Annotated in this window: 21 protein-coding genes and 1 pseudogene; 12 read left to right on the top strand and 10 right to left on the bottom strand. The window is 71.6% G+C overall.

What is annotated here, in order from left to right:
* Positions 1–109 precede the first annotated feature (109 nt).
* A pseudogene (locus ACGFN2_RS25665) lies at positions 110–682 on the top strand (DUF6542 domain-containing protein); the annotation flags it as partial.
* 10 nt (positions 683–692) lie between these two features.
* Here ACGFN2_RS25665 and ppgK read toward each other — a convergent pair.
* Together ppgK and ACGFN2_RS25655 are read right to left on the bottom strand one after the other, a co-directional pair.
* Positions 693–1,586, bottom strand: a complete 894-nt coding sequence (gene ppgK, locus ACGFN2_RS25660; protein WP_393364294.1) for a polyphosphate--glucose phosphotransferase — start codon at positions 1,584–1,586, stop codon at positions 693–695.
* Positions 1,587–1,672: 86 nt separating this feature from the next.
* Positions 1,673–2,692, bottom strand: coding sequence for a 4-hydroxy-3-methylbut-2-enyl diphosphate reductase (locus ACGFN2_RS25655; protein ID WP_362605549.1), 1,020 nt, complete (start codon positions 2,690–2,692; stop codon positions 1,673–1,675).
* A gap of 85 nt (positions 2,693–2,777) precedes the next feature.
* Here ACGFN2_RS25655 and ACGFN2_RS25650 point away from each other — a divergent pair, with 85 nt between their 5' ends.
* The 4 genes from ACGFN2_RS25650 (at position 2,778) to ACGFN2_RS25635 (ending at position 6,763) form a co-directional block, all read left to right on the top strand.
* Entirely contained in the window at positions 2,778–4,238 is a 1,461-nt protein-coding gene (locus ACGFN2_RS25650; RefSeq protein WP_393364291.1) for an APC family permease, read from the top strand.
* A 138-nt stretch (positions 4,239–4,376) separates the two neighbouring features.
* Positions 4,377–5,612: an exodeoxyribonuclease VII large subunit gene (gene xseA, locus ACGFN2_RS25645; protein ID WP_362605552.1), complete on the top strand. Its 1,236-nt coding sequence runs from the start codon at positions 4,377–4,379 to the stop codon at positions 5,610–5,612.
* A gap of 29 nt (positions 5,613–5,641) precedes the next feature.
* A complete protein-coding gene (locus ACGFN2_RS25640) occupies positions 5,642–5,935 on the top strand; it encodes an exodeoxyribonuclease VII small subunit (protein WP_393364288.1) in 294 nt (97 codons plus the stop codon).
* Between the two features lie 234 nt (positions 5,936–6,169).
* Positions 6,170–6,763, top strand: a complete 594-nt coding sequence (locus tag ACGFN2_RS25635) for a malonic semialdehyde reductase (RefSeq protein ID WP_393364285.1) — start codon at positions 6,170–6,172, stop codon at positions 6,761–6,763.
* A gap of 110 nt (positions 6,764–6,873) precedes the next feature.
* Here the strand turns inward: ACGFN2_RS25635 and ACGFN2_RS25630 are convergent, their stop codons facing one another.
* Entirely contained in the window at positions 6,874–7,410 is a 537-nt protein-coding gene (locus ACGFN2_RS25630) for a DUF4245 domain-containing protein (protein ID WP_393364282.1), read from the bottom strand.
* A 205-nt stretch (positions 7,411–7,615) separates the two neighbouring features.
* Between ACGFN2_RS25630 and glpX the strand changes: the two genes are divergently transcribed.
* Entirely contained in the window at positions 7,616–8,647 is a 1,032-nt protein-coding gene (gene glpX, locus ACGFN2_RS25625; RefSeq protein WP_362613693.1) for a class II fructose-bisphosphatase, read from the top strand.
* Positions 8,648–8,768: 121 nt separating this feature from the next.
* On the opposite strand, the gene ACGFN2_RS25620 is transcribed toward glpX, so the two are convergent.
* Positions 8,769–9,128, bottom strand: coding sequence for a WhiB family transcriptional regulator (locus ACGFN2_RS25620; protein ID WP_362613696.1), 360 nt, complete (start codon positions 9,126–9,128; stop codon positions 8,769–8,771).
* Between the two features lie 293 nt (positions 9,129–9,421).
* A complete protein-coding gene (locus tag ACGFN2_RS25615; protein ID WP_393364278.1) occupies positions 9,422–10,354 on the bottom strand; it encodes a DUF1707 domain-containing protein in 933 nt (310 codons plus the stop codon).
* 167 nt (positions 10,355–10,521) lie between these two features.
* Between ACGFN2_RS25615 and ACGFN2_RS25610 the strand changes: the two genes are divergently transcribed.
* Positions 10,522–12,195, top strand: coding sequence for a fumarate hydratase (locus ACGFN2_RS25610; protein WP_393364275.1), 1,674 nt, complete (start codon positions 10,522–10,524; stop codon positions 12,193–12,195).
* Positions 12,196–12,317: 122 nt separating this feature from the next.
* Here ACGFN2_RS25610 and ACGFN2_RS25605 read toward each other — a convergent pair whose 3' ends face one another.
* The 4 genes from ACGFN2_RS25605 to ACGFN2_RS25590 all read right to left on the bottom strand — a co-directional run bounded on the left by ACGFN2_RS25605 (position 12,318) and on the right by ACGFN2_RS25590 (position 15,378).
* Entirely contained in the window at positions 12,318–13,118 is an 801-nt protein-coding gene (locus ACGFN2_RS25605; RefSeq protein ID WP_362613703.1) for a hypothetical protein, read from the bottom strand.
* Between the two features lie 201 nt (positions 13,119–13,319).
* On the bottom strand, positions 13,320–13,979 hold the full coding sequence (locus ACGFN2_RS25600) for a TetR/AcrR family transcriptional regulator (RefSeq protein WP_362613704.1): 660 nt from the start codon (positions 13,977–13,979) through the stop codon (positions 13,320–13,322).
* Positions 13,976–14,656: a DUF4166 domain-containing protein gene (locus ACGFN2_RS25595; RefSeq protein ID WP_362613707.1), complete on the bottom strand. Its 681-nt coding sequence runs from the start codon at positions 14,654–14,656 to the stop codon at positions 13,976–13,978. Before ACGFN2_RS25595 ends, ACGFN2_RS25600 begins: the two co-directional genes overlap by 4 nt.
* Positions 14,653–15,378 (bottom strand): hypothetical protein, encoded by a 726-nt coding sequence (locus tag ACGFN2_RS25590; protein ID WP_393364270.1) that lies wholly within the window; start codon positions 15,376–15,378, stop codon positions 14,653–14,655. The genes ACGFN2_RS25595 and ACGFN2_RS25590 overlap by 4 nt, the downstream gene beginning before the upstream one ends.
* A gap of 251 nt (positions 15,379–15,629) precedes the next feature.
* Between ACGFN2_RS25590 and ACGFN2_RS25585 the strand changes: the two genes are divergently transcribed.
* The 5 genes from ACGFN2_RS25585 (at position 15,630) to ACGFN2_RS25565 (ending at position 23,081) form a co-directional block, all read left to right on the top strand.
* Positions 15,630–17,042: a class II fumarate hydratase gene (locus ACGFN2_RS25585; RefSeq protein ID WP_393364267.1), complete on the top strand. Its 1,413-nt coding sequence runs from the start codon at positions 15,630–15,632 to the stop codon at positions 17,040–17,042.
* Between the two features lie 88 nt (positions 17,043–17,130).
* Complete coding sequence (locus ACGFN2_RS25580; protein WP_393364264.1) at positions 17,131–17,862, top strand: DUF402 domain-containing protein; 732 nt, start codon at positions 17,131–17,133, stop codon at positions 17,860–17,862.
* A gap of 211 nt (positions 17,863–18,073) precedes the next feature.
* Positions 18,074–18,757, top strand: coding sequence for a methyltransferase domain-containing protein (locus ACGFN2_RS25575; protein WP_362613715.1), 684 nt, complete (start codon positions 18,074–18,076; stop codon positions 18,755–18,757).
* 89 nt (positions 18,758–18,846) lie between these two features.
* Positions 18,847–21,435 (top strand): SpoIIE family protein phosphatase, encoded by a 2,589-nt coding sequence (locus ACGFN2_RS25570; RefSeq protein ID WP_393364261.1) that lies wholly within the window; start codon positions 18,847–18,849, stop codon positions 21,433–21,435.
* A gap of 182 nt (positions 21,436–21,617) precedes the next feature.
* Positions 21,618–23,081 carry a catalase gene (locus ACGFN2_RS25565; RefSeq protein WP_393364258.1) on the top strand — a complete coding sequence of 488 codons (1,464 nt, stop codon included), beginning with the start codon at positions 21,618–21,620 and terminating at the stop codon, positions 23,079–23,081.
* Positions 23,082–23,158: 77 nt separating this feature from the next.
* Here the strand turns inward: ACGFN2_RS25565 and ACGFN2_RS25560 are convergent, their stop codons facing one another.
* Positions 23,159–25,435 carry a transglycosylase domain-containing protein gene (locus ACGFN2_RS25560; protein WP_362613423.1) on the bottom strand — a complete coding sequence of 759 codons (2,277 nt, stop codon included), beginning with the start codon at positions 25,433–25,435 and terminating at the stop codon, positions 23,159–23,161.
* Positions 25,436–25,723 lie beyond the last annotated feature (288 nt).

The raw sequence follows: 25,723 nt of genomic DNA, 5'->3' as shown, positions 1-25,723 counted from the left end.
CCAGCACAGCCCGCCGCGGTCCGGACGGCCGCCGGCGGGCCAGGACGCCCGGCTCCCGCGCCCCGCGGAGGCCGTGACCCCCGATCCCGACGACGCCTTTCTCTCCGCGATGCGGGCCTCCGGCTTCGCGTCCGTACCGGCCTCCGCGAGCGCCGCCGTGCACGCACCGCCGCGCGGTCCGTCGCCGGCCGGTGCCCTGCGGGCGCCCACCCGGCCGACGACGGCCGCGGTCCCCGGGAGCGCCCCGGCTGCCCCGGCGGGCCCGGATTCCTCCGCCGTCCGCCGGACGCGGCCCCGGCGCCCGGTGGACGGCGGCCCGCCGGACGGTCCACGGGGCCGGAGGCCGGCCGCCAGGCTCACCGGGCTCGGCTGCTGGCTGCTGGCGACGCTGGCGCTGCTGGCCTGCGCCTTCGTGGACCGGCTGCTGTTCGGCGGTGCGCCGGCCGTGTACGGCGTCTGCTATCTGCTGGTGGGCATCGGCGCCGCGGTGTGGGTCAGGCCGTACGACCTGGTCTGTGCGCCGGTCACGCTGCCGATCGCCTTCACGCTCGGTGCGCTGCCGATCCAGCACGGCGGGGACGGCTTCGAGGGGCTGCTGATGGGCCTCTTCACCGTCCTCGCGCTGAACGCGGGCTGGCTCTACGCCGGCACGCTGGTCTGCGCGCTGCTGGCGCTCGTCCGGCGGGTGCTGCTCATCGCCCGGCGTCGGGCCAGCCGACCGGTGAGTCGACCGCGGAACGCACCGCACGGGCAGCAGAGCCGGCCGCCGGCACGGACCCCTTCGCGCTCCCGGCCGCGGCCGGCGAACCGTCCGCGGCAGGTGGCTCGCCAGCCCGAGCGGCGTGCGCAGCCATCGCGGCCCCCACAATCCCCGCATTGTTCTGAAGCTGAGCCGGCACGATCTCGGCGCTGATGCCCTCGATCAGCGGCAGGAACTTCTCCGCCTTGCGGCTCACCCCGCCGCCGAGCACGAACAGCTCGGGCGAGAAGAGCATCTCCACATGGGCGAGGTACTTCTGGACCCGGTGCGCCCAGTGCTGCCAGGTCAGGCCCTCGTCCTCCTTGGCCTTGGTGGAGGCGCGCTTCTCGGCGTCGTGGCCGTGCAGCTCCAGATGGCCGAGTTCGCTGTTGGGGACGAGGCGGCCGTCGGTGAAGACCGCGCTGCCGATGCCGGTGCCGAGGGTGAGCACGATGACCGTGCCGGTCCGGCCGCGGCCCGCGCCGTAGCGCATCTCGGCCAGACCGGCCGCGTCCGCGTCGTTGAGCAGGGTGACCGGGCGGCCGCCGGACTCGCCGCCCAGCCGGCCGGTGAGCAGGCCGTCGGCGTCGAGCCCGATCCAGCCCTTGTCGACGTTGGCGGCGGTACGGGTCCTGCCGTCGGTGACCACCCCGGGGAAGGTCGCACCGACCGGCCCCGACCAGCCGAAGTGGTCCACGACCTCCCTGACGGAGTCCGCGACCGCTTCCGGGGTGGCCGGGTGCGGGGTCAGTACCTTGTAGCGCTCCTCCGCGAGATCGCCGCGCGCCAGATCCACCGGGGCGCCCTTGATGCCCGATCCGCCGATGTCCACACCGAAGACCTTCATGGGAAAAGGCTAGGCGCGGACGGGGCGGCTCGCCCCCGGGATGCGGCGACTCGTGGCCCCGGGCGGCGAACCGGCGGCGGGGCGGCTCAGTCCTCGGTGGCGGCCTTGGCCTCGGCGCGCAGGTCCCGGCGGAGTTCCTTGGGCAGCGAGAAGTGGATGGACTCCTCGGCGGCCGTGAGGGTCTCGACGTCCTCGTAGCCGCGGGCGGCGAGCCAGTCAAGGACACCGTGGACGAGCACGTCGGGGACGGAGGCGCCGGAGGTGACACCGACCGTGCCGACGCCCTCCAGCCAGGCCTCGTCGATCTCCTCGGCGTAGTCGACCAGATGGGCGTCGCGGGCGCCGGCGCCCAGTGCCACCTCGACGAGGCGTACGGAGTTCGAGGAGTTCTTGGAGCCGACGACGATGACCAGGTCGGCCTCGGCGCCCATCTGCTTCACCGCGATCTGGCGGTTCTGGGTGGCGTAGCAGATGTCGTCGCTGGGCGGCGAGAGGAGGTTGGGGTAGCGGCCCTTGAGGGCGTCCACCGTCTCCATGGTCTCGTCGACCGAGAGGGTGGTCTGGGAGAGCCAGACGACCTTCTCCGGGTCGCGGACCTCGACGTTGGCGACGTCCTTGGGGCCGTCGACGAGGGTGATGTGCTCGGGGGCCTCACCGCTGGTGCCGATGACCTCTTCGTGGCCCTCGTGGCCGATCAGGAGGATGTCGTAGTCCTCCTTGGCGTAGCGGACGGCTTCCTTGTGCACCTTGGTGACCAGCGGGCAGGTCGCGTCGATGGTGGCGAGCTTGCCGCGCTTGGCCTCCTCGTGGACGACCGGGGCGACGCCGTGGGCCGAGAAGATGACGATGTTGCCCTCGGGCACCTCTTCCGTCTCCTCGACGAAGATGGCGCCCTTCTTCTCCAGGGTCTTCACGACGTACTTGTTGTGCACGATCTCGTGGCGGACGTAGACCGGGGCGCCGTACTGCTCCAGGGCCTTCTCGACGGCGATGACGGCGCGGTCCACGCCTGCGCAGTAACCACGGGGGGCGGCGAGCAGGACCCTGCGGCGCGAAGCGGCTTCGCCCGGGGTGGTGGCGGGAGTCGGGCTGGGCGAGGAAGTCATGCGTCCCATCGTAAGGGCGTGCCTCCGCCCCCGAAGATCGCACCACTGGCCCAGACTGAGGTCGGCACGCAGCGAGGAGGCACGGATGCCGGGCACGGGCGGCAGCGGGGCGGGCGGGGCGGCGGACGGCGCCGCCGGCAGGGGCTCCGGCGCTTCCGGTGAGCTGCGGCGGACGCTGACGTTCCGGGATCTGCTCGTCTACGGTCTGCTGTTCATCGCCCCGATGGCGCCGGTCGGCATCTTCGGCACCCTGGAGGCCACGTCGCACGGCGCGATCACCGTCGTCTACCTGGTCGCGACGGTCGCGATGGCGTTCACCGCCTTCTCGTACGCCCAGATGGTGCGGGTCGCCCCACGGGCCGGCTCGGTCTACACCTACGCCCGGGTGGCGCTGGGCGAGGGCGCGGGCTTCGTCGCCGGGTGGATGGCGATGCTGGACTATCTGCTGATTCCGGCGGTGGCGTATCTGTTCTCCGGGATCGCGCTGCACGCGCTGGTGCCGGCGGTGCACCCGTGGGTGTGGACGGCGCTGGCGGTGATCGTGACGACGCTGCTGAACCTGTCGGGCGTACGGACCGCGGCGCGGGCCGGGTTCGCGGTGCTGGCGATGGAGATCGTGGTGCTCACGGTGTTCGTGGTGGCGGCGGTGGCCGAGCTGGTCGCCCACGGGGCGCAGCGGGACTGGGCCGCGCCGCTGACCGGTGAGGGCGGTTTCTCGGTCGGGGCGGTGCTGTCCGCGGTGTCGGTGGCGGTGCTGTCCTATCTGGGCTTCGACGCGATCGCGTCGTTCGCGGAGGAGGCCGGGGGCGGGCCGGGCGGCCGGGCGACGGCCGGTCCCGACCGGGTGGCGCGGGCGGTGCTCGCCTGTCTGGTGGTGGCCGGTGTGCTGTTCGCGGTGCAGACGTATCTGGCGGCGCTGCTGATGCCGATGAGCGCGGCGGAGCTGGCGGCCCGCCCGGCGGAGCAGGGCACGGCGTTCTACACCACGGTCGACGCGGCGGTGGGCCGGTGGCTGCACGATCTGATGGCGGTGAGCAAGGCGGTCGGTGCGGCGTTCGCGGCGCTGGCGGGGCAGGCCGCGGCCGGCCGGCTGCTGTTCGCGATGGCCCGGGACCGGCGGCTGCCGGGGGCGATGTCGAAGGTGGACGCGGGCAGCGGTACGCCGCGCCGGGCGCTGCTGGCGGCGGCGCTGGTGACGCTGGTGGCGGCGGTGGGCGCGGCCCGCAGGGACGACGGGCTGGAGCAGCTGTCGTCGATCGTGAACGTGGGGGCGCTGACGGCGTTCGGCCTGCTGCACGCCTCGGTGATCGGCTGGTTCCGGCTCCGCGGACGGGGGCGCCCGCCGGCCGGGCGGGGCCGGGAGGCCGGGGGCGGGCGGCAGGGTCTGCTGCGGCACGCGGTGGTGCCGCTGCTGGGGCTGGTGGTGGTGGCCGCGGTGCTCGTCGAGGCGTCCGGCACCGCGCAGCTCGTGGGCGGGGTCTGGCTGGTGGCGGGGCTGGTGGTGCTGGCGGTGCAGCACGGCGGGCGGGCGCGGGCGGGGGGCTGAGGGGGCGGACGACGGGCGGGGTGGCCGGGGACCGGGCCAGGCGCCGGGCCTCCGCCCGCCCCTCGCGGGGAGCCTCCCGGCCGGCCACGGGCCGTGCGGCCGCCGCCGCTGTCGGTGCCCGCCGCTACTCTCGCTCGTATGGCTGTTTCTACGTCCCCGGAAACGCCGATCCCGGTCGGCGAGGTGTCCCGGCTCATCGGCGGCTGGATCGAGCGGCTCGGCGCGGTGTGGGTCGAGGGGCAGATCACCCAGCTCTCGCGGCGGCCCGGCGCGGGGGTGGTCTTCCTGACGCTGCGTGATCCGTCGTACGACATCTCGGTGAGCGTGACGTGCTACCGCCAGGTCTTCGACAAGGTCGCCGATGTGGTGAGCGAGGGCGCCCGGGTGGTGGTGCACGCCAAACCGGAGTGGTACGCGCCGCGCGGCCAGCTGTCGCTGCGGGCCGCCGAGATCAAGCCGGTCGGGGTCGGTGAACTCCTCGCCCGCCTGGAGCAGTTGAAGAAGTCGCTGGCGGCGGAGGGCCTGTTCGCAGCGGACCGCAAGAAGCCGCTGCCGTTCCTGCCGCAGCTGATCGGCCTGGTCTGCGGCCGGGCGAGCGCCGCGGAGCGGGACGTCCTGGAGAACGCCCGGCACCGCTGGCCCGCCGTCCGCTTCGCGGTGCGCAACGTCCCCGTGCAGGGGGTGCACGCGGTCCCCCAGGTGGTCGCGGCGGTCCAGGAGCTGGACGCGCTGCCCGAAGTGGACGTGATCATCGTGGCCCGGGGCGGCGGCAGCGTGGAGGACCTGCTGCCGTTCTCCGACGAACAGCTCGTACGGGCCGTGAGCGCGGCCGCGACGCCCGTCGTCTCGGCGATCGGCCATGAGCCGGACTCCCCGCTGCTGGACCTGGTCGCCGATCTGCGCGCCTCGACGCCGACGGACGCGGCGAAGAAGGTGGTGCCGGACGTCGGTGAGGAGCTGGCCCGGGTCGAGCAGCTGCGGGAGCGGGCGCGGCGCGCCATCGACGGCTTCGTGCAGCGCGAGGAGCGGGGGCTGGCCGCGGCGCTCCACCGGCCCTCCATACAGCGGCCGCAGCGGATGGTCGAGGAGCGCGAGGAGCAGGTCACGGCGCTGCTGGAGCGCGGCCGGCGGACCCTGGGCCATCTGCTGGACCGCGCCGACTCGGAGCTGGCGCACACCCTGGCGCGGGTGGTCGCGCTCTCCCCCAAGGCGACGCTGGAGCGCGGCTACGCGGTCCTGCAGAAGCCGGACGGGACGGCGGTGCGCTCCCCCGGGGAGGTCGCAGCGGACGACGGCTTGCGGGCCCGGGTGGCCGAGGGCGAGTTCAGGGTGCGGGTGGACGGCGCCCCGGGTGCCGCCACGGCCGCGGAATAGTGCAGGGACGGACTCTTAGGGTGGGAGACATGGCGAAGGCGAAGACGGACGACGCGGCGGACACGGAGCAGGGTGCGGCGGCCGGCGCGGCCCAGGTGGCCCCGGTGGACTCCACGCTCGGCTACGAGCAGGCGCGGGACGAGCTGATCGAGGTCGTCCGCAGCCTGGAGGCCGGCGGCACGACGCTGGAGGAGTCGCTCGCCCTGTGGGAGCGCGGCGAGGCGCTGGCGAAGGTCTGCCGCCGCTGGCTGGATGGTGCCCGGGCGCGGCTGGACGCGGCCCTGGCGGAGCCGTCGGACGAGGCCGGGGCGGAGCGCACCTAGGCGCCACGCGCCGGACGGGACTCCCGCGGACACACCCTTAGGCTTCCGTCACGCCCCGGACCCCGGGGCGGAGCCGGTTCCTGTGAGCCGACTCACAGCAACCTGATTTTAGTTGAACCTTAATCTATCTCGTCTACAGTGACTCCTGGTGGCACCCTGCGACGGCTCCGCACCCACCGGCGCCGCCGGGACCGCCGAACCCGAACCCCCCAGCTGACTCACCGAGGTGCCTTTATGTCTCTCGCCCTTGACGCCGCCGCCCAGGACCTCCTCTTCCGCGAGGCCCAGACCGCCAACACGTTCACGGACGAGCCGGTGACGGACGAGCAGATCCAGGCCGTCTACGACCTGGTCAAGTACGGCCCGACCGCCTTCAACCAGACGCCGCTGCGGATCACCCTGGTCCGTTCCCAGGAGGCCCGTCAGCGCCTGGTCACCCACGCCATGGGCGCCAACGGCCCGAAGACCCTGAGCGCGCCGCTGACCGCGGTCCTCTCCGTGGACCTCGACTTCCACGAGAAGCTGCCGAAGCTCTTCCCCGCCGCCCCGGGCATCAAGGACTCCTTCTTCTCCGAGGCCGCGGCCCGCGAGGTGGCCGGCACCCAGAACGCCACCCTCCAGGCCGGCTACTTCATCGTCGGCGTCCGCGCCGCCGGTCTCGCCGCCGGCCCGATGACCGGCTTCGACTTCTCCGGCATCGACAAGGAGTTCTTCGGCGACGGCAAGCAGAAGTCCTTCCTCGTCATCAACATCGGCAAGCCGGGCGACGACGCCTTCTTCCCGCGCTCGCCGCGGCTGGCCTTCGACGAGGCCGTCACCGCCGTCTGAGCCCGCCCGGCGGAAGCCGGCCGCGGTGCCCCGCTCCACGCGTGAGGCCGCCGCACCCCTCCCGGGTGCGGCGGCCTCCTACGCGTTTCCGGACCGTCAGGCCCCGCTTTTCAGCCCTTCTTCGCCACCAGCGCGGCGGCCAGGTCGGCCAGCCGCCCGTACGGCGCGGTGCCCGTGACGACCGTGGTCACCCCGGACTCCTCACGGACCAGCGCGCGGTACCTGTCGCCCTGGTAGCGGTCCCACTTCTTGCTGCCGACGGCCTGCTTGCCCTCGGCCTTGGTGGCGCCGAGCGTGACGTCCTTGATGAACTTCCGCGGCACGCCGTCGCTCTGCTCGACGGCCGCGTACTCCTGCTCGGGGTCGAGCAGGCCCAGGTGCCAGGCGCCACCCTTGCCGTCGTCGCTCGCCTTGTACGACACGGAGGTGGCGCGCCAGGTCTTGGGCAGCCCCTCGGGCGCGGCGACCGCGTACGGTGCCGTGCGCCGGGCCGTGATCAGTTCGACGCGGTAGTCGACCGTCTTGACCGCGTCCTTCGCCGCGTCCGCGCTCTCGTCGTGCGGGATGAAGATGTAGATCGCCCCGACGAGGATGCCGATCACCGCCAGCGACAGGACCATGTCCCGCACCGTTTGCCTGCCTCGCATACCTGCCACATCCCTATGGTCCCCTATGGCCGGAGCGGACCCGACAGGCCCCCCGGTGATGCCCGTCACCTGCGCAAACGCCCGGTACCCCACTCCCCCGCCGCCGCTCATGCGTAGGGCCCTCTGCTCATTTTGGCGCGGTACGGATAAGGTCGGTATCACCCTCATCCTCCACGGCCGTCGCCGTATCAGAAAGGTGCGCTCGATGACCGAGCATCATCTCCCGTCCCCCCTCGAGGTCAGCCCGGAGGCTCCGGACCGCAACCTCGCCCTGGAACTCGTCCGGGTGACCGAGGCCGGTGCCATGGCGTCGGGCCGCTGGGTGGGGCGCGGTGACAAGAACGGCGCGGACGGCGCGGCGGTCAAGGCCATGCGTGCCCTGATCCACACCGTCTCGATGAACGGCGTCGTGGTCATCGGGGAGGGCGAGAAGGACAACGCCCCGATGCTCTACAACGGCGAGCGCGTGGGCGACGGGACCGGCCCGGAGTGCGACGTGGCCGTGGACCCCGTGGACGGCACGACGCTGACCGCCAAGGGCATGGCGAACGCCGTCTCCGTGATGGCGGTGGCCGAGCGCGGCTCGATGTTCGACCCGTCCGCGGTCTTCTACATGGACAAGCTGGCCACGGGCCCGGAGGCTGCCGACTACGTCGACATCAACGCCCCGGTGGCCGTGAACATCAAGCGGATCGCCAAGGCGAAGCGGTCCGCCGTCGAGGACGTCACGGTGGTCATCCTGGACCGTCCCCGCCACGACGGGCTGGTCAAGGAGGTCCGGGAGGCCGGGGCGCGGATCAAGTTCATCTCCGACGGCGATGTCGCGGGCGCGATCATGGCCGCCCGTGAGGGCACCGGCGTGGACCTGCTGCTGGGCATCGGCGGGACCCCCGAGGGCATCATCGCGGCCTGTGCGCTGAAGTGCCTGGGCGGCACCTTCCAGGGCAAGCTGTGGCCCAAGGACGACGAGGAGCGGCAGCGCGCGCTGGACGCCGGGCACGACCTGGACAAGGTGCTGGAGATCAACGACCTGGTCCGCGGGGACAACGTCTTCTTCGTCGCCACCGGCATCACCGATGGCGAACTGCTCCGCGGTGTCCGCTACCGCGCCGAGAACGCCTACACCCAGTCTCTGGTGATGCGTTCCAAGTCCGGCACCATCCGCCAGATCGACTCCCAGCACCGGCTGTCGAAGCTGCGCGCCTACAGCTCGGTGGACTTCGAGCGCCCCAGCTAGGCGGCGGCCCGAGGGCCCGCCCCGTACACACACCTCGCCCCCGCCGGAGAGTCTCCGGCGGGGGCGAGGTGACCCCTGCGTCTGTGATGCGCCGTGCGGGCCGGAGCCGGTGCCGCGGCGGTCAGCCCGCCGCGGGCATACGGGCCGTGCGCTGGAGCTCGCTCTCGCGGCGGCGCCGACGGGTGAGCACGACCCGGCGCTCGGCCGCGGTCAGACCTCCCCACACGCCGTACGGCTCGGGCTGGAGCAGCGCGTGCTCCCGGCACTCGACCATCACGGGGCAGCGGGCACAGACCCGCTTCGCGGCCTCTTCTCTGGCCAGCCGGGCGGCGGTGGGCTCCTTGGACGGGGCGAAGAACAGCCCGGCTTCGTCCCGGCGGCACACCGCCTCCGAATGCCAGGGGCCGGCCTCGTCGCGAGCAGGCACTTGCTGGGACGGAACGACAGCGGCATCCTGCAGGGGCTGTTGCGGTAGCAGCACGGTCTACTCCTGACGACGGCTTCGGCGCGAGAATCACCCTTGCCCGTCTCGCTGCGCACGGCCTTTTTCCGCACCCCGCAGCCGTACGAGAGACGATGCACCAGCCCTACCCGCTGTGCGCACGCTTATGCACACCGTGGCGATCGTGCGACAACGGGACAAGCGCCGACGGACAAACCTCCCGAGAACGCCCACACCCACCGGCGGACTGCCCCGGAACGTCCGCCCGTTCCCGCCTCCGCGCGCCCCCTCGGCCCGCCCGCCGGTCACGCTCGCCGGCCGTCCCGTCGCCTTCAGCCGTCCTCGCCCTTACGGAACCGGTCCCGGCGCTCCTGGCGCTCACGGCGCTCGGCGCGGTGCCACTCGCGCCACTCCCGCTGCTCCTGACGCAGACGCCGGCGCCGGTCGCGTTGGTCGTCCAGCAGCCGCTCGTGGCGGTCGCGTTGGTCGTCGCGCAGCTGCCGGCGCAGCTCCTGGTGCCCCTCGCGCAGCCGGTCGCGCAGATCGCGAATCCAGGCGCCGCGCTTGGGCCTGGCCTCCACACTGCCCAGCACCGCATAGCCGTCGACCTGGACCTGCGGGGCGTCGGCATCCTCCGCGTCATGGGTCTCGACCTCGAAGCTGCCGAGGATGCCGGAGCCGTTGCTGTGCAGCGTGACGTTCTCCGGGACCCGGATCTCGACGCTGCCGAAGACCGCCGTGACATTGATCTGGATCTGCTGCTGCGGGAAGACCGCCTCGGTCAGGTCGATCTCGACGCTGCCGAAGAACGCCACGGCGTTGATCCGCGCCGGGGCCTGCCAGCGGCCCTTGCGGACGGCGGCGCTGAAGACGGCGACGAGATTCTGGCCGGGAACCGGGGCGGCGGGCCCGTAGGCGTGGCCGCCCGCGTCCGGCCGCGGCCGGCTGCCGCCCCCGGCGGGCAGGTCACGCACCACGGGCTCCAGATCGCCCATGGTCTTGGCGCGGTAGACCGCGTCGATCCGCTCCGCGTGCTCCTCCGGGTCCAGCCGGCCCTCCGCGAGTGCCTCGCGGAGGATCTCGGCGATCCGGTCGCGGTCCGCGTCGGACGCCCGGATATCGCGTTCGGCCACCGCGGGCGGCGCCGGCGCCCCGGCCGCCGTCTTGGTCAGGTCCAGCGGCTGCCGCTCCTGGGTCCGGTCCTGTTTCTGAAGCGGTCCGGGCGGGTTCTCAGGGCCCGGACGTCCCCCGTTGTCTGCATCCACCGGCTCAGCGTAGCGAAACGCGATAGATCGCGACCAGGGATCGAACAGACCCGGCCACACGCCAACTGAGCCTTACCTCACAGCGGCGCACCGACGCCAGGGTTCTACGCTGTGCAGGCGCTGCCGTAGATGCCAGCCGGACCTCTCCGAGTAAGGAATGACCTTCAATGCCGGAATTCGCCTACACCGACCTGCTCCCCGTAGGTGAGGACACCACCCCGTACCGTCTCGTCACTTCGGAGGGCGTGAGCACCTTCGAGGCCGACGGCCGGACGTTCCTCAAGGTCGAGCCGGAGGCGCTGCGCAAGCTGGCCGCCGAGGCGATGCACGACATTTCGCACTATCTGCGCCCGGCCCACCTCGCCCAGCTCCGCAAGATCCTGGACGACCCCGAGGCCAGCGCCAACGACCGCTTCGTCGCGCTCGACCTGCTCAAGAACGCCAACATCGCCGCCGCGGGCGTCCTGCCCATGTGCCAGGACACCGGCACCGCGATCGTCATGGGCAAGCGCGGCCAGCAGGTCCTGACCGAGGGCGGCGACGAGGAAGCGCTCTCCCGCGGCATCTACGACGCCTACACCCAGCTGAACCTGCGCTACTCGCAGATGGCCCCGCTGACGATGTGGGACGAGAAGAACACCGGCTCCAACCTCCCGGCGCAGATCGAGCTGTACGCGACCGACGGCGGCGCCTACAAGTTCCTCTTCATGGCCAAGGGCGGCGGCAGCGCCAACAAGTCCTTCCTCTTCCAGGAGACCAAGGCGGTCCTCAACGAGGCCTCCATGATGAAGTTCCTGGAGCAGAAGATCCGTTCGCTGGGCACCGCGGCCTGCCCGCCGTACCACCTGGCGATCGTCGTCGGCGGCACCAGCGCCGAGTACGCCATGAAGACCGCCAAGTACGCCTCCGCGCACTACCTCGACGAGCTGCCCGCCGAGGGCTCCCCCACGGGCCACGGCTTCCGCGACAAGGAGCTGGAGGAGAAGGTCTTCGAGCTGACGCAGAAGATCGGCATCGGCGCCCAGTTCGGCGGCAAGTACTTCTGCCACGACGTCCGCGTGGTCCGCCTGCCGCGCCACGGCGCGTCCTGCCCGGTCGCCATCGCGGTCTCCTGCTCCGCCGACCGCCAGGCCGTCGCGAAGATCACCGCCGAGGGCGTCTTCCTGGAGCAGCTGGAGACCGACCCGGCCCGCTTCCTCCCGGAGACGACGGACGAGGAGCTGACCGAGGGCGCCGGCCCCGACCTCGACGCGGTCGCCATCGACCTCAACCGCCCCATGGACGACGTCCTGGCCGAGCTGACCAAGCACCCGGTCAAGACCCGTCTGGCCCTCACCGGCACGCTGGTCGTCGCCCGCGACATCGCCCACGCGAAGATCAAGGAACGCCTGGACGCCGGCGAGGAGATGCCGGAGTACCTGAAGAACCACCCCGTCTACTACGCGGGCCCGGCCAAGACCCCCGAGGGCTACGCCTCCGGCTCCTTCGGCCCGACGACCGCGGGCCGGATGGACGCCTACGTCGAGCAGTTCCAGGCCGCCGGCGGCTCCAAGATCATGCTCGCCAAGGGCAACCGCTCCCAGCAGGTCACCGACGCCTGCGGCACCCACGGCGGCTTCTACCTCGGCTCCATCGGCGGCCCCGCGGCACGTCTGGCCCAGGACTGCATCAAGAAGGTCGAGGTCCTGGAGTACGAGGAGCTCGGCATGGAAGCCGTCTGGAAGATCGAGGTCGAGGACTTCCCCGCCTTCATCGTCGTCGACGACAAGGGCAACGACTTCTTCCAGGACCCGGCCCCGGCCCCGACGTTCACCAGCATTCCGGTGCGCTCGGGAAGCTGACGCTCCCGTTCCGCCCCAAGAGCCCCTGGCGCGTGCCGGGGGCTCTTGTCATACCTGGGACGACATGCCGCCGCCGACTACGGCGGTACGGGAGAAGACTGACCCGCGACGGCCGGCCGCGCTCAGTACCAACCAATGATGTCGAGCCCCGGACCGAAGTCAGCGTAGACCTGCACGGGCTTTCCGTCGGAGGTCACGAGCTTCTCGAACAGCAGCTTCGGCTCCGCGGAACTGCCCTTCTCCTTCAGGAACCAGCCGTGGTCGGTGTGGACGATGGTTTTCGTCCCGTCGGAGCTGGTCGCCTCAAGTGTCTTCCCGGGGCGACTGACCTTGGTCCTCACCACGTCACCGGCGTCCGTGATGCCCCAGGTCAGCTCATCGTCTGCGGAAAATGTGCCCTTCGGGAGAGCCAGTTCCTTCCTGAGGTCCTCAGGCTTTTCCGGGTCAGCGGAGTACACCGCTTCGTTGTTGGCCAGGAAATACACCCTCGTCCCATCGGGGCCGAATCGAGGCTGGGCGTATCCGGGCTTCCCTCCGGAGTATGTCGGCCGACCGCCGATCCTCAAGGGCTTCTTCCCGTAGAGACCGGTCCCGCGCCCGACATCTGTGTAGCCCCCGATGAAGAGTTCGCCCTCGCCGGTGGTCCAGACGACGTTGCGCCAGTCGGAAGAAAAGGCTTCCCTCTTCCACACATTGGGCTTGGCGTCATGCGGCAGGAACGCGTCCACTGTCTCCTTGCCGGTCTTCACGTCGAAGACGGCGAAATTGGTGCCCGCCAAGGTGACCAGTCCCTTCACCTTCGGCCGGGGGGACTTGGCCTCCGCCGAGGGACTCGCCACGGGCTTCGTCGAACGGTCCTTGCCGCTCGACGCGGGCTCGGAACCCCCTCCGCAGGAAACGGTGCCCGTGAGCAGGACGGCCACCAGCGGAAGCGCGCGAAGAAATCCCCGGTGGGGACCCCACCCGGTCAACGCACTCCGGCCCTTGCCGCAGGTGTGCACAGAGACGCTCGGCATCCACGATCATCCCCTCGTCTACAGCTAGATAGCGCTCAGTTGACCACAGCGCGGCCTGTCCGTAGGGGGAAACGAGATGTTCCCCTTCCCGTCCGAAGCTGGCCGCGGCTAACGGGCGTCCGGTGCCGTTCGGGCGCGTCGGGCGGTGCCCCGCCGCAGCTGCGCGCGGACCGCTCGTTGGGCGACCGGGCCCAGGTCTTCCAGGACGCCTAGGAGGCCGGAGAGTTGTTCCAGTGCGTCCAGGGCTCCCAGTGCGCCTTCCGGGTCGACGCCCTCGTACAGTTCCAGGCCGACGAAGCCCGCCGCGAGTGCCCGGGAGAGGCCGGCGACGTCCACGAACGCGGCGATCGGGGTCCCGGCCAGTACCCGGGCCAGCACCTGTTCGATCTCCTCGATCCACAGGGCGAGGCCGGCGACGGTCGCGGGGGCGAGGCGGGGCTGTTTCTGGGCGCCGGCCAGGAGCTGGGCGAGGACGGCGACATGGCCGGCGGCGCGCTCCTCGGTGTGCAGTTCCCGTCCCAGTTCGAGGAGTTCGGCGAGGCTGGTGACCTGCGCGAAGCGTTCGCGGTAGTGCGCGACGCGCTGTTCCGCGCCGTGCCGGCAGGCGGCGGCGAGGAGTTCGTCGACGCTGCCGAAGTGGTAGAAGACCAGGGCCTGGTTGACCCCGGCGGCGGCGGCGATGCTGCGGGCCGAGGTCTTGGCGATGCCCTGCTCGATGAGTGTCTGCAGCGCGCCGGCGAGCAGCTTCGTACGGGTGTCGGCGCTCATGTTCTGATCTCCTCGCGCAGGGGACGCAGCCCGGCGCGCACTCCGCGCTCGGCGACGTTCACGAACTCGGCGGAGAAGGACCCCTCGTAGCCGAAGAGCGGGCCGAACCACCGGTTGGCGACCCGTACCTGGATACGGAAACGCCCGGCCGTCTCATCGTACGACTCGCGCACCACGGCGTCGCCCCCGATCAGGTCCGGCACCCGGACGTCGACCGGCCCCTCCCGGAAGCGGTGTGCGCCGGAGCGGATGATCAGGGCGCCGCTGTCGTCCACCGTGAAGTGCAGGTCGGTGGCGAGGTGCTGGTGGGTGCCGAGGTAGTCGACGACGCAGCCGCGCTCCGGGCTGAAGACCATGGTGGCGTCGAAGCGGCGCGGGCGGCCGGGGAAGGCGAAGGTCCGGACGAAGGTGACGGTCTCGCGGCCGAAGGAGTCCGTGTAGGGGACGTTCTCGATGACGAAGGGGACGTTACGGCCGGTTTGCGGGACGAGGATGTTGCGGCTGCTGCCGAGGGCGAGGAACGGCCGGACGAAGCTGCGGCCGTGCCAGATCCGGTCCATCGTGCCCCGGCCGACACAGGCCTCACCGCTGTCGGTCCCGACGGAGAAACGCCGCTGGATCTGCGGGTGGAGCCGGTCGAAGTCGGCGCCCAGGGCGCGCTGGAAGAGGGAGGTCATGACTGCTCCAGAGTGGCGAGGAGGGCGGTGGGGGCGGCGTTGCCGCCGCGTCCGGCGGCCCGCTTCGGCGGCCGTCGCAGACAGCGGCGGGCCGCGGGGGTGACGGACCGCGGCGGCACCAGCAGCGCGGCGCCCGCCACGGCGAGGACGGGGCCGACGGCCACGGCGGCGGGGACCACGGCTGCGGTGACGAGGACGGCGGCGATACGGACGAACAGCTCGGCGAGGGCGTGGCGCAGCGACCGCTCGGGGGTGATTCCGCGCTCGCACCACAGCCGCAGCCGGTCGAAGGACCAGGCGGTGGCCCAGCCCATGAGCGGCCGGAAGAGGAGCCGGTCGACGATCCGGCCGAAGCGCCCCCAGCGCGGCCGGTAGTCGTATCCGGTGAGGAACCGCAGCGCGTCGCCGTCCGGGACGTACCGCCAGTAGCCGCGGCCCTCCTCGATGAGCGACAGCGGGTGCGCGGAGGAGAAGCGGAGGGCAGAAGTCCGGGTGCCGTCGGGCCGGTTGCGCTCACCGGCCGAGACACCGGTGCCGTGCACCGTGAGCAGCGGCAGGACGCGGGTGGCGTAGCGGAAGTGCTGCGGCTCCCCCGGCACGCACGGCAGATAGTCGATCTCGGTGAATCTCAGGTCCCAGCGCTGGTGCCGGTCCGGCAGCTGGCTGCGGTCCCAGACCTCGTCGAGCCCGGCACGGATGCGGGCTTCCACGTACAGCCCCATGCGACTTCCCCCTCCTGCTCGTTTTGAGCGGTTGCTCAAAACGCAGCGTAGAGCGTTTTGAGCACTCGCTCAAGGCGGTTGTCCGGGGCGGGGGTTGCTCCGGTCCGGGAGGGGGCATCGGGGGATATTCGGGGAAGGGCGCGGGACGGGGTGCGCGAAGGGGGCGTGTCCGCACGGGGGATGCCCCGCAGGCAGGTGACATCCGGGCGGTGGCCGGGAACAGATCGCGGTTCCCGGGCACTGACATAGGTATGAGCGACAACAGCGCATTCGGCGACTCCGACGGCTTCCGGACCGAGCACGACTCGATGGGTGAGGTGCGGGTGCCGGCAGACGCGAAATGGCGGGCGCAGACGCAGCGGGCGGTGGCGAACTTCCCGGTTTCCGGGCAGCGGCTGGAGCGGGCGCACATCGCGGCGCTGGCCCGCATCAAGGGCGCGGCCGCCCTGGTCAACGGCGAGCTGGGGGTGCTGGACAAGGAGATCGCGGCGGCCGTCCAGGAGGCGGCGGCCGAGGTCGCCGAGGGGCGCTGGGACGACCACTTCCCCATCGACGTGTTCCAGACCGGTTCCGGGACCTCGTCGAACATGAACGCCAACGAGGTCATCGCGACGCTGGCGAGCGAGCGGCTGGGGCAGGAGGTGCATCCGAACGACCACGTCAACGCGAGCCAGTCGTCCAACGACGTCTTCCCCTCGTCGATCCACATCGCGGCGACCTCGGCGGTGCTCGACGAGCTGATCCCGGCGCTGGAGCATCTGGCGGAGAGCCTGGAGCGGAAGGCCGAGGAGTTCGCCGAGGTCGTGAAGTCGGGACGGACGCATCTGATGGACGCGACGCCGGTGACGCTGGGGCAGGAGTTCGGCGGCTACGCCGCCCAGGTGCGGTACGGCGTCGAGCGGCTGCGGGCCTCGCTGCCGCGGCTGGCGGAACTTCCGCTGGGCGGCACGGCGGTGGGGACGGGGATCAACACCCCGCCCGGGTTCTCGGCCGCGGTCATCGCGGAGGTGGCGCGGGCGACCGGGCTGCCGCTGACCGAGGCGCGCAACCACTTCGAGGCGCAGGGGGCGCGGGACGCGATCGTCGAGACCAGCGGGCAGCTGCGGACGATCGGGGTCGGGCTGACGAAGATCGCCAACGATCTGCGGTGGATGGCCTCGGGGCCGCGGACCGGGCTCGCGGAGATCGCGCTGCCGGATCTGCAGCCCGGTTCGTCGATCATGCCGGGGAAGGTCAACCCGGTGATCCCGGAGGCGGTGCTGATGGTGGCGGCGCAGGTCACCGGCAATGACGCGACGGTGGCGGCGGCCGGAGCGGCCGGCAACTTCGAGCTGAACGTGATGCTGCCGGTGATCGCGAAGAACGTGCTGGAGTCGGTGCGGCTGCTGGCCAACGTGTCGCGGCTGCTGGCGGACCGTACCGTCGACGGGATCACCGCGAACGTGGCACGGGCCCGGGAGTACGCCGAGTCGTCGCCCTCGGTCGTCACCCCGCTCAACAAGTTCCTCGGCTATGAGGAGGCCGCGAAGGTCGCCAAGAAGTCCCTCGCGGAGCGGAAGACCATTCGTGAGGTGGTCCTGGAGGGCGGCTACGTCGAGCGGGGGCTGCTGAGCGAGGCGCAGTTGGACGAGGCGCTGGATGTGCTGCGGATGACGCACCCGTAACAACGGGGCGGCGAAGGATACCGCGTTCGTCACGCCCGGTGCGGCTCACGTCACGGCGCGCGTCCTGTCGCGCCACTAAGCTCTGCTCATGACAGCGGACATGGTGGACACGACGGAAGGCGAGGCGGCCGGCGGTCGCGGGGCGGCCGGGGCGAAGCGGGCGGCGGACGGGGCGCGCTGGGCACCGGGGGACCACGTCCTCTGGCGCTACCGCGACAACGCCGACGCCGGGCGGTTCCACATCTGCCGTCCCGTGACCGTTGTCCAGGACACCGATGACCTGCTGGCGGTGTGGATGGCGCCCGGCACCGCCGTCGTCAAACCCGTGCTCGCCGACGGGACTCCGGTGCACCGTGAGCCGCTGTCCACCCGCTACACCAAGCCGCGCCGGACCGCCCGTGACCACTGGTTCGGCACCGGTGTGCTGAAACTGGCCCGGCCCGGTGACCCCTGGTCGGTGTGGCTCTTCTGGGAGCGCGGCTGGCAGTTCAAGAACTGGTACGTCAATCTGGAGGAGCCGCGCCGCCGTTGGGCGGGCGGCATTGACTCCGAGGATCACTTTCTCGACATCTGTGTCTATCCGGACCGGCACTGGGAGTGGCGGGACGAGGACGAGTTCACCCAGGCGCAGCGGGACGGGCTGATGACCGACGCGCAGGCCGCCGAGGTCAGATCGGCGGGCCGGGCCGCGATCGCACAGATCACGGCCTGGCGCGCACCGTTCGCCGACGGCTGGGAGGACTGGCGGCCCGACCCGGCCTGGGACGTTCCCCGGCTCCCGGAGGACTGGGACCGCGCACCGGAGCGTTTGCGGTCGTGAGGGAGTGAAGTGAAACAACGTGAGTGAAGGGGGCGAACCGTGGAAAGGTGCGCCTATGGGCAAAGCTGTTTCCCGCGGGCCGGGAGACGGGGCCGAGCCCCCTTGCTGCGCCCCGGGCCTTCAAACGTAGGATCGTCCTCCGCAAGACTGCACAGGCGCAACTCCAGAACTGGAAAACGAACTTGACCGCGGTCGCAGGAGGGGCGAGGTCGTGAGCGCGACTAGCTACGACGGATACGACGGGCTGAACCGGTTAGCACTGGACCGGGCGGGCCAGGCCGAGGCGTTCGACGCCATCGGCAACCGCTATGACGACGCCTTTCCGCACAAGGAGGGCCAGCTCGCCTCGGGCGCCTGGCTCGCCGACACCCTGCCCGCCGGCTCACGCGTCCTGGACCTCGGCTGCGGTACGGGCCTGCCGACCGCCCGCCAGCTCGCGGACGCCGGGCACCGTGTCGTGGGTGTCGATCTCTCCCCCTCGATGATCAGACTGGCCCGGCAGCACGTCCCCGGCGCCGACTTCCACCGGCTGGACATCGCCGATCTGCGCGGCGGCCGGCTCGGCGGCACCGGCTCCTTCGACGGTATTGCCGCTTTTTTCTCCCTGCTGATGCTGCCCCGTGCGGAAATCCCTTACGCACTGGGCATGCTGCATGATCTCCTACGTCCTGAGGGGCTGCTCGCCCTGTCGATGGTCGAGGCGGATGTGGACGACTTCACGATTCCGTTCCTGGGCAACTCGGTCCGGGTATCGGGTTACCTGCGGGACGATCTGCGCCGGGTCGTGCACGCCGCGGGTTTCGACGTCGTCGGGGAGGATGCGTACGCATACGCCCCGTCAAGTACGGACGTACCACCCGAGATCCAGCTCTTTCTGCACCTGCGACGCGCTTGAGACGCAGCGCGTCGGGCGCGGCCGCACGGTCGGCGCGCCCGGAACGCGGCACGTCGGGCGCGCAGCCCCGGACGGATGGAATCCCACGCGTGACGGAGCACCCCACCTCCCACGAATCGCGGCAGTCGGCCCCGACCGCCGCGTCCTCGCTGTCCCCTGCCCGGGGGCCGGCCGGGACGGCGCCGCTCGGCGCGGTCCCCGACCCGCGCAGCGCCCTCCAGCAGCCCGGCGCGGCCGGGTGCGTGCCGGGGCCCGGCACCGGCTTCGCGGTGCGCGGCGGTGACGACATAGGTCTCGCCGGCGGCACGGTCACGGCCTCGGCCGGCTCGCCGGGCGGGCTCGGCGACGGCGAGCCGGCCGCGGACCACGGCGCGGCGCGGCGGGACCCGTCGGCGGACGCCGACCGCGCCGCCGCCGGGCACTCCGGCGGGCGCGCCACCGATCACTCCGCCGCGCACCGCGGCGGCCAGGCCGCCGGACGCGACGCCTCGGTCCCGTATGGGGAGGCGTACGGCGACTCGTACGGGGAGGTGTCCATGCCGGCGAACGGACGGCCGGACGGGGCGGGCCGGGAGTCGGCCCGTTCCGGACGGCGGGTGGCGCAGGGCGCGGTGGGTCGCGCCGAGGCGCCCGAGCCGGGCGAGGAGCCGCATCACGGGGCGCACCCGCGGCACAGCGGTGACGGTGTCGGGCGGCCGCGGGAGGGCGGCCCTTCGGGCGCCGGGCGGCCGCGGCCGCGCGGTGCGGAGCCGGGCGGGACGGTGCCGGAGCAGGCGCCGCACGGCGGCCGGTCCGCGGTGCCCGGCGTCCCGCACGGTGAGACCTCGCGGCCGGCGGCCGGGGAGGACGCCGGGGCGCAGGTGCCCGCGCCGGCCGGTCCGCCGCCCGGTCCGCTGCCGGCGCCGCCGGCCCGGTCGGCCCATCCCGGCGAGAGCGGTGAGGTCGCCGCGGCCCGGCAGGCGGGCGGTGACCGGCTGCGCTTCATCGGGGCGGCGACGCGGCGGATCGCCCGCGGTATCGACCTCGACGAGATCGTGCTGGGGCTGTGCCGGGCGACGGTGCCGACGTTCGCCGACGCGATCCTGGTCTATCTGCGCGACCCGCTGCCGGTGGGCGACGAGCGGCCGACCGGTCCTGTGGTGCTGCGGCTGCGCCGTACCGACCGGATTCCGGAGGAGCCGGACACCAACGGCGGCCGGCTGCCGGTGCTGCCCGCGCAGCCCGATCTGGGTCCGGCGATGGGCGGCAGCGCGGCCGAGCTGGCCGAGGTGGAGCCCGGCGGTCCGCTGGCCGAGGTGCTGCGGGGCGTACGGCCGCTGTTCGGTGAGGCGCAGGCGGCGCGGACGGCGCTGCCCGAGCTGCTGGGTCCGGACCCGCGGCTGCCCAGCGGACACCGGGTGATCCTGGCGCCGCTGCGCGGGCGCCGCCGGGTGATCGGTGCCGCGGTGTTCCTGCGCCGCCCGGACCGGCCGGCCTTCGAGCCGGACGATCTGCTGGTGGCGGCGCAGCTGGCGACGCACACCGCGCTGGGTGTGGACAAGGCGGTGCTCTACGGCCGCGAGGCGTACATCGCCGACGCCTTGCAGCGCACCATGCTGCCCGACTCGCTGCCGCAGCCCACCGGGGTCCGGCTGGCCAGCCGCTATCTGCCGGCCGCGGAGACCGCGCGGGTGGGCGGCGACTGGTACGACGCGATTCCGCTGCCGGGCAGCCGGGTGGCGCTGGTCGTCGGCGATGTCATGGGGCACTCGATGACCTCGGCGGCGATCATGGGCCAGCTGCGGACCACCGCCCAGACGCTGGCCGGGCTGGACCTGCCGCCGCAGGAGGTGCTGCACCACCTCGACGAGCAGGCCCAGCGGCTGGGCACGGACCGCATGGCGACCTGCATGTACGCGGTCTACGACCCGGTCGCGCACCGCATCACCATCGCCAACGCCGGGCATCCGCCGCCGGTGATGCTGCACCGCGGCGGGCGCGCCGAGGTGCTGCGGGTGCCGTCCGGCGCGCCGATCGGCGTCGGCGGGGTGGACTTCGAGGCGGTGGAGCTGGACGCCCCGGCGGGCGCCACGCTCGTCCTGTATACGGACGGGCTGGTCGAGTCGCGCATCCGGGACGTGTGGACCGGCATCGAGCAGCTGCGGGAGCGGCTGGCGGAGACGGCCCGGCTGACCGGCCCCAACCCGCCGCCGCTGGAGCCGATGTGCGACGAGGTGCTGGACATGCTGGGCCCCGGCGACCGCGATGACGACATCGCGCTGCTGGCGGCGCGGTTCGACGGGATCGCGCCGAGCGATGTCGCGTACTGGTATCTGGACCCGAAGGCGCAGACCGCCGGGCAGGCCCGCCGGCTGGCCCGGCGGGCGCTGGCGCGCTGGGGTCTGGACGAGCTGACCGACCAGCTGGAGCTGCTGGTCAGCGAGGTGGTGACGAATGCCGTGCGGTACGCGGAGCGGCCGATCACGCTGCGGTTGCTGCGAACGGACGTACTGCGCTGCGAGGTCGGTGACGACGTCCCGCAGCTGCCGCGGCTGCGCCAGGCCCGGCCGTCGGACGAGGGCGGGCGGGGCCTCTACCTCGTGAACCGGATGGCGCGGCGCTGGGGCGCGACCCGGCTGAGCATGGGAAAGGTCGTCTGGTTCGAGCTGTCGATGCCCGCGGGGACGCCGCGCCGCTGAGCCCCGCCGCGCTTCCGGCGCCCGTCCCACATGTTGGACCCCGTCTGAGACCGGACGGGGTCCAACTCTTGCCGACATGCCGTCGGGGGAGTTGACTGCTTGGGTGGACGAAAGGGACTGACTGCCCCAATACGGGACTGGCCGCCCTCCTTCCACGCCGTCGAACCAGGAGGCACTCCTCCATGACCAGCTCCGCGCAGCACGTCCCTCGCACGACGAACAACGCCGGCGTTCCGGTGGAGAGCGACGAACACTCCCTCACCGTGAGCCCGGACGGCCCCATCCTGCTCCAGGACCACTACCTCATCGAGAAGATGGCCCAGTTCAACCGCGAACGGGTCCCCGAGCGGGTGGTGCACGCCAAGGGCGCCGGCGCGTACGGCTTCTTCCAGGTCACCAACGACGTCAGCCAGTTCACCAGGGCAGATCTGTTCCAGCCGGGCAGGACCACCGAGATGCTGGCCCGGTTCTCGACCGTCGCGGGTGAGCAGGGCTCCCCCGACACCTGGCGCGACCCCCGCGGCTTCGCGCTGAAGTTCTACACCGAGGACGGCAACTACGACCTGGTGGGGAACAACACCCCGGTCTTCTTCGTCCGGGACACGATCAAGTTCCAGGACTTCATCCGCTCGCAGAAGCGCCGCCCGGACAACGGGATGCGCGACAACGACATGCAGTGGGACTTCTGGACGCTCTCCCCGGAGTCCGCCCACCAGGTGACCTGGCTGATGGGCGACCGCGGCATCCCGAAGACCTACCGCCACATGAACGGCTACGGCTCGCACACCTACATGTGGGTCAATGCCGGCGGCGAGAGGTTCTGGATCAAGTACCACTTCAAGACCGACCAGGGTATCGACTTCCTCACCCAGGAGGACGCGGACCGGATCGCCGGCGAGGACGGCGACTACCACCGGCGGGACCTGTTCGAGGCCATCGACGGCGGCAACGCTCCGTCGTGGACGCTGTATGTGCAGGTCATGCCGTTCGCGGACGCCCCGGACTACCGGTTCAACCCGTTCGACCTGACCAAGGTGTGGCCGCACGGCGACTACCCGCTGATCGAGGTCGGGCGGATGACGCTCAACAAGAACCCCGAGGACTACTTCATCCACATCGAGCAGGCGGCGTTCGAGCCGTCCAACATGGTGCCGGGTGTCGGTCCCTCGCCGGACAAGATGCTGCTGGGCCGGCTGTTCTCCTACGCGGACACCCACCGCTACCGCATCGGCCCCAACTACGCCCAGCTGCCGCCCAACCGGCCGCACGCGCCCGTCCACTCGTACGCGAAGGACGGCCCGATGCGGTTCGAGCCGTCCCGCGCGGCCCGGCCCTACGCCCCGAACAGCTACGGCGGCCCGGCCGCGGACACCCTGCGGTACGGGGAGCCCGCGGGCTGGGAGACCGGCGGCGAGATGGTCCGCGAGGCCTACACGCTGCGCCGGGACGACGACGACTTCGGCCAGCCGGGCACCATGGTCCGCCAGGTCCTCGACGACGCGGCCCGCGACCGGCTCGTGGGCAATGTGGCCGGCCACCTGCTGAACGGCGTCAGCCGTCCGGTGCTGGACCGGGCGCTGCAGTACTGGCGCAACATCGACAAGAACGTGGGCGACCGGATCGCCCACAAGGTGAACGGGGGCTGAGACCCCGCCTCCCCCGTGCACGCGCCGCGGCCCCCACCTCGACGGTGGGGGCCGCGGCGCGTGCACGGGGACCGGCGTCAGTTGAAGCCGGTCAGGCTGTCCTGGTTGGTGCCACCGCCGCCGGCGGCCCCGCCGGCCGGCTTGCCGCCGGTGTCCCCGCCGTCCTCGCCGTCGGGCGGCGGCGGGGAGCTGGGGTCGGTGGGGGTGGCCGGGTCCGACGGCTTGCCGCTCGGGCTGTTCGTCGGCGGCACGCTCGGGCTCGACGGGGTCTGCGACGGGCTCTTGCTCGGCGTCTCGGACGGCGAGGGGCTGGTCGACGGGGTGTCGCTCGGCGTCGGGGTGGGGGTCGGCGGGACACCGGCACCGAGGTCGGTGTCGAGGTCGAACTCCGCGCCGGTGTTGCCGCCCAGCGCCGACTCCGTGTAGTCGGCCCACACCCGGGCCGGGTAGCCGCCGCCGTTGACCCGGCCGCCGCCGCCGGTGCCCTTGAGGGTGACCTGGGTGCCGCCCTTGGGGGACTCGCCGAACATGCCGACCGCGGTGACCAGCTTGGGCGTGTAACCGACGAACCACGCCGACTTGTTGTCGTCGGAGGTACCGGTCTTGCCGGCCGCCTCGTACGCAGTGTTCTTCACGGACTGCGAGGCGGTGCCGTCGTTGACCACACCGGTCAGGACCGAGGTGAGGGTGTCGGCGGTGCGGCTGCTGAGAACGCGTTCGCCGATCGGGTCCTTGAGCGGGACCTCGGTCTGGACGCCGTTGACCGGGTGCACCGCCTTCTTGACCAGGGTCGGGGTGACCTTCTCGCCGTGGTTGTCGAGCGTGGCGTAGACCCCGGCCATCTGGAGCGGGCTGGCGCCCATGGTGCCCAGGGTCATCGCGGGCTTGGCGTCGATCTTGGAGCCGTCCATGCCCAGGCTGACCGCGGTCTTCTTGATCTCCTCCAGGCCGACGTCCGCGCCCATCTGCGCGAAGACCGCGTTGACGGAGTTGTTCATCGCCGCCTGGACGCTGATCTTCCCGTAGGTGTGCTCGTCCTCGTTGGGCGGTGCGAAGCCGATGTCCCCGCCGACGACCGGGCGGCGGTTACGGCCGTCGTAGATCGTGTTCGGGTTGATCGGGTTGCCGTCCTGGGTGACCGCGTTGTTCTCCATCGCCGACGCCAGGATCAGCGGCTTGAAGGTGGAGGCGGGCTGGTAGTCGGAGCGCGTGGCGTTGTTCGTGTAGTGCTTCGGATAGCCCTCACCGCCGTACATCGCCACGATGTGCCCGGTCTTGGGGTCCACCGAGGTGGCGCCGAGCTGGGCGTCCCCGTCGACCTTGCGCTTCTTGGAGTCGAGGTCGTCGGTGAGCTTGCGCTTGACGGACTTCTCCAGCGCCTGCTGCTTGTTCCGGTCGATGCCGAGGGTGACGGTCCAGCCGCCGGCCTCGAACTCGTTCTCGTCGACGCCCTGCGCGAAGAGTTCCTGCTTGGCCTGCTTGACCAGGTAGCTGGTCTGGCCGCTCACGCCGGGCAGCGGCTTGGGGTCCTGGGGCACGTCGAATTTCTGCTTGGCCCGGTCCGCCGCGGGGAGCCACTTCATCTCGACCATGTTGTCGAGGGTGTACGCCCAGCGCTCCTTGACCCGCTTCTGGCCGGCCTTGGTCGCGCTGGACCAGTCGTACTGGCTCGGCGCCTGGAGCAGCGAGGCGAGGTAGGCGCCCTGCGAGACGGTGAGCTTCTCGACGTCCACGCCGTAGTAGGCCTGGGCGGCGGCCTGGATGCCGTAGGCGCCGCGGCCGTAGTAGCTGGTGTTGATGTAGCCGGCGAGGATGTCTTCCTTCTTGAACTTGTTGTCCACCTTGAGCGAGATGACGATCTCCTGGAGCTTGCGGGAGACCGTCTGCTCCTGGCTCAGGTAGTAGTTCTTGACGTACTGCTGGGTGATCGTCGAGCCACCCTGCTTGCCCTGGCCCCGCAGGGTGTTGAGCACACCGCGCAGGGTGCCCTTCAGGTCGACGCCGGAGTCGTCGTAGAAGGTCTTGTTCTCCGCGGCGACGAAGGTGCGCTGGACGTCCTTGGGTATCCGGTCGATCGGGACGCTCTCGCGGTTGACCTGGCCGACCCGGGCCATGACCTTGCCGTTGGCGTACTTGTAGACATTGCTCTGGAGCTTGGCGGCGCTGTTGCCCTTGGGAATGTCCACGTACAGGTACAGACCGATGAATCCGAGGATGCCCAGCAGGCACACCCCGAGAAAGGCTCCGAGGAGCTTCTTCCAGGTGAAGAAGCGGCGTATGCCGGACTTCCCGTCGGTCTGCTTGGCACGGCGAGCGCTCCCCTGTCGCGCCCGTCTCGCTTCCGCTCGGCCCATCGCTTCAGCAACTCCAGTCGTTCCGCCCCCAGCTAACTCAGCTGTTGAAGCTAACACCGCATCTGTAAACAAATACTCATCGATCAAGGCTTTTCCCGACGTGACAAACAGCACCCGCCATGACGGAACCATGGAGTGGGTTTTGCTCGTCACCACCCCCTCACCTGCGACCTTGCCGCCGCGAATCCCCCGCGGACCTCTGGACGGCGCCGCCCGTCGGGCGTTAAAGTGCTAACACTTTGCTAGACCAGCGACATCACCAAATGCGGTGGACATCACGCACCGCAC

This window comes from Streptomyces sp. NPDC048612 (assembly GCF_043199295.1).
Taxonomy (GTDB): domain Bacteria; phylum Actinomycetota; class Actinomycetes; order Streptomycetales; family Streptomycetaceae; genus Streptomyces.
The sequence above is the reverse complement of the archived record's forward strand: the minus strand, read 5'-3'. Positions and strand labels throughout refer to the sequence as shown.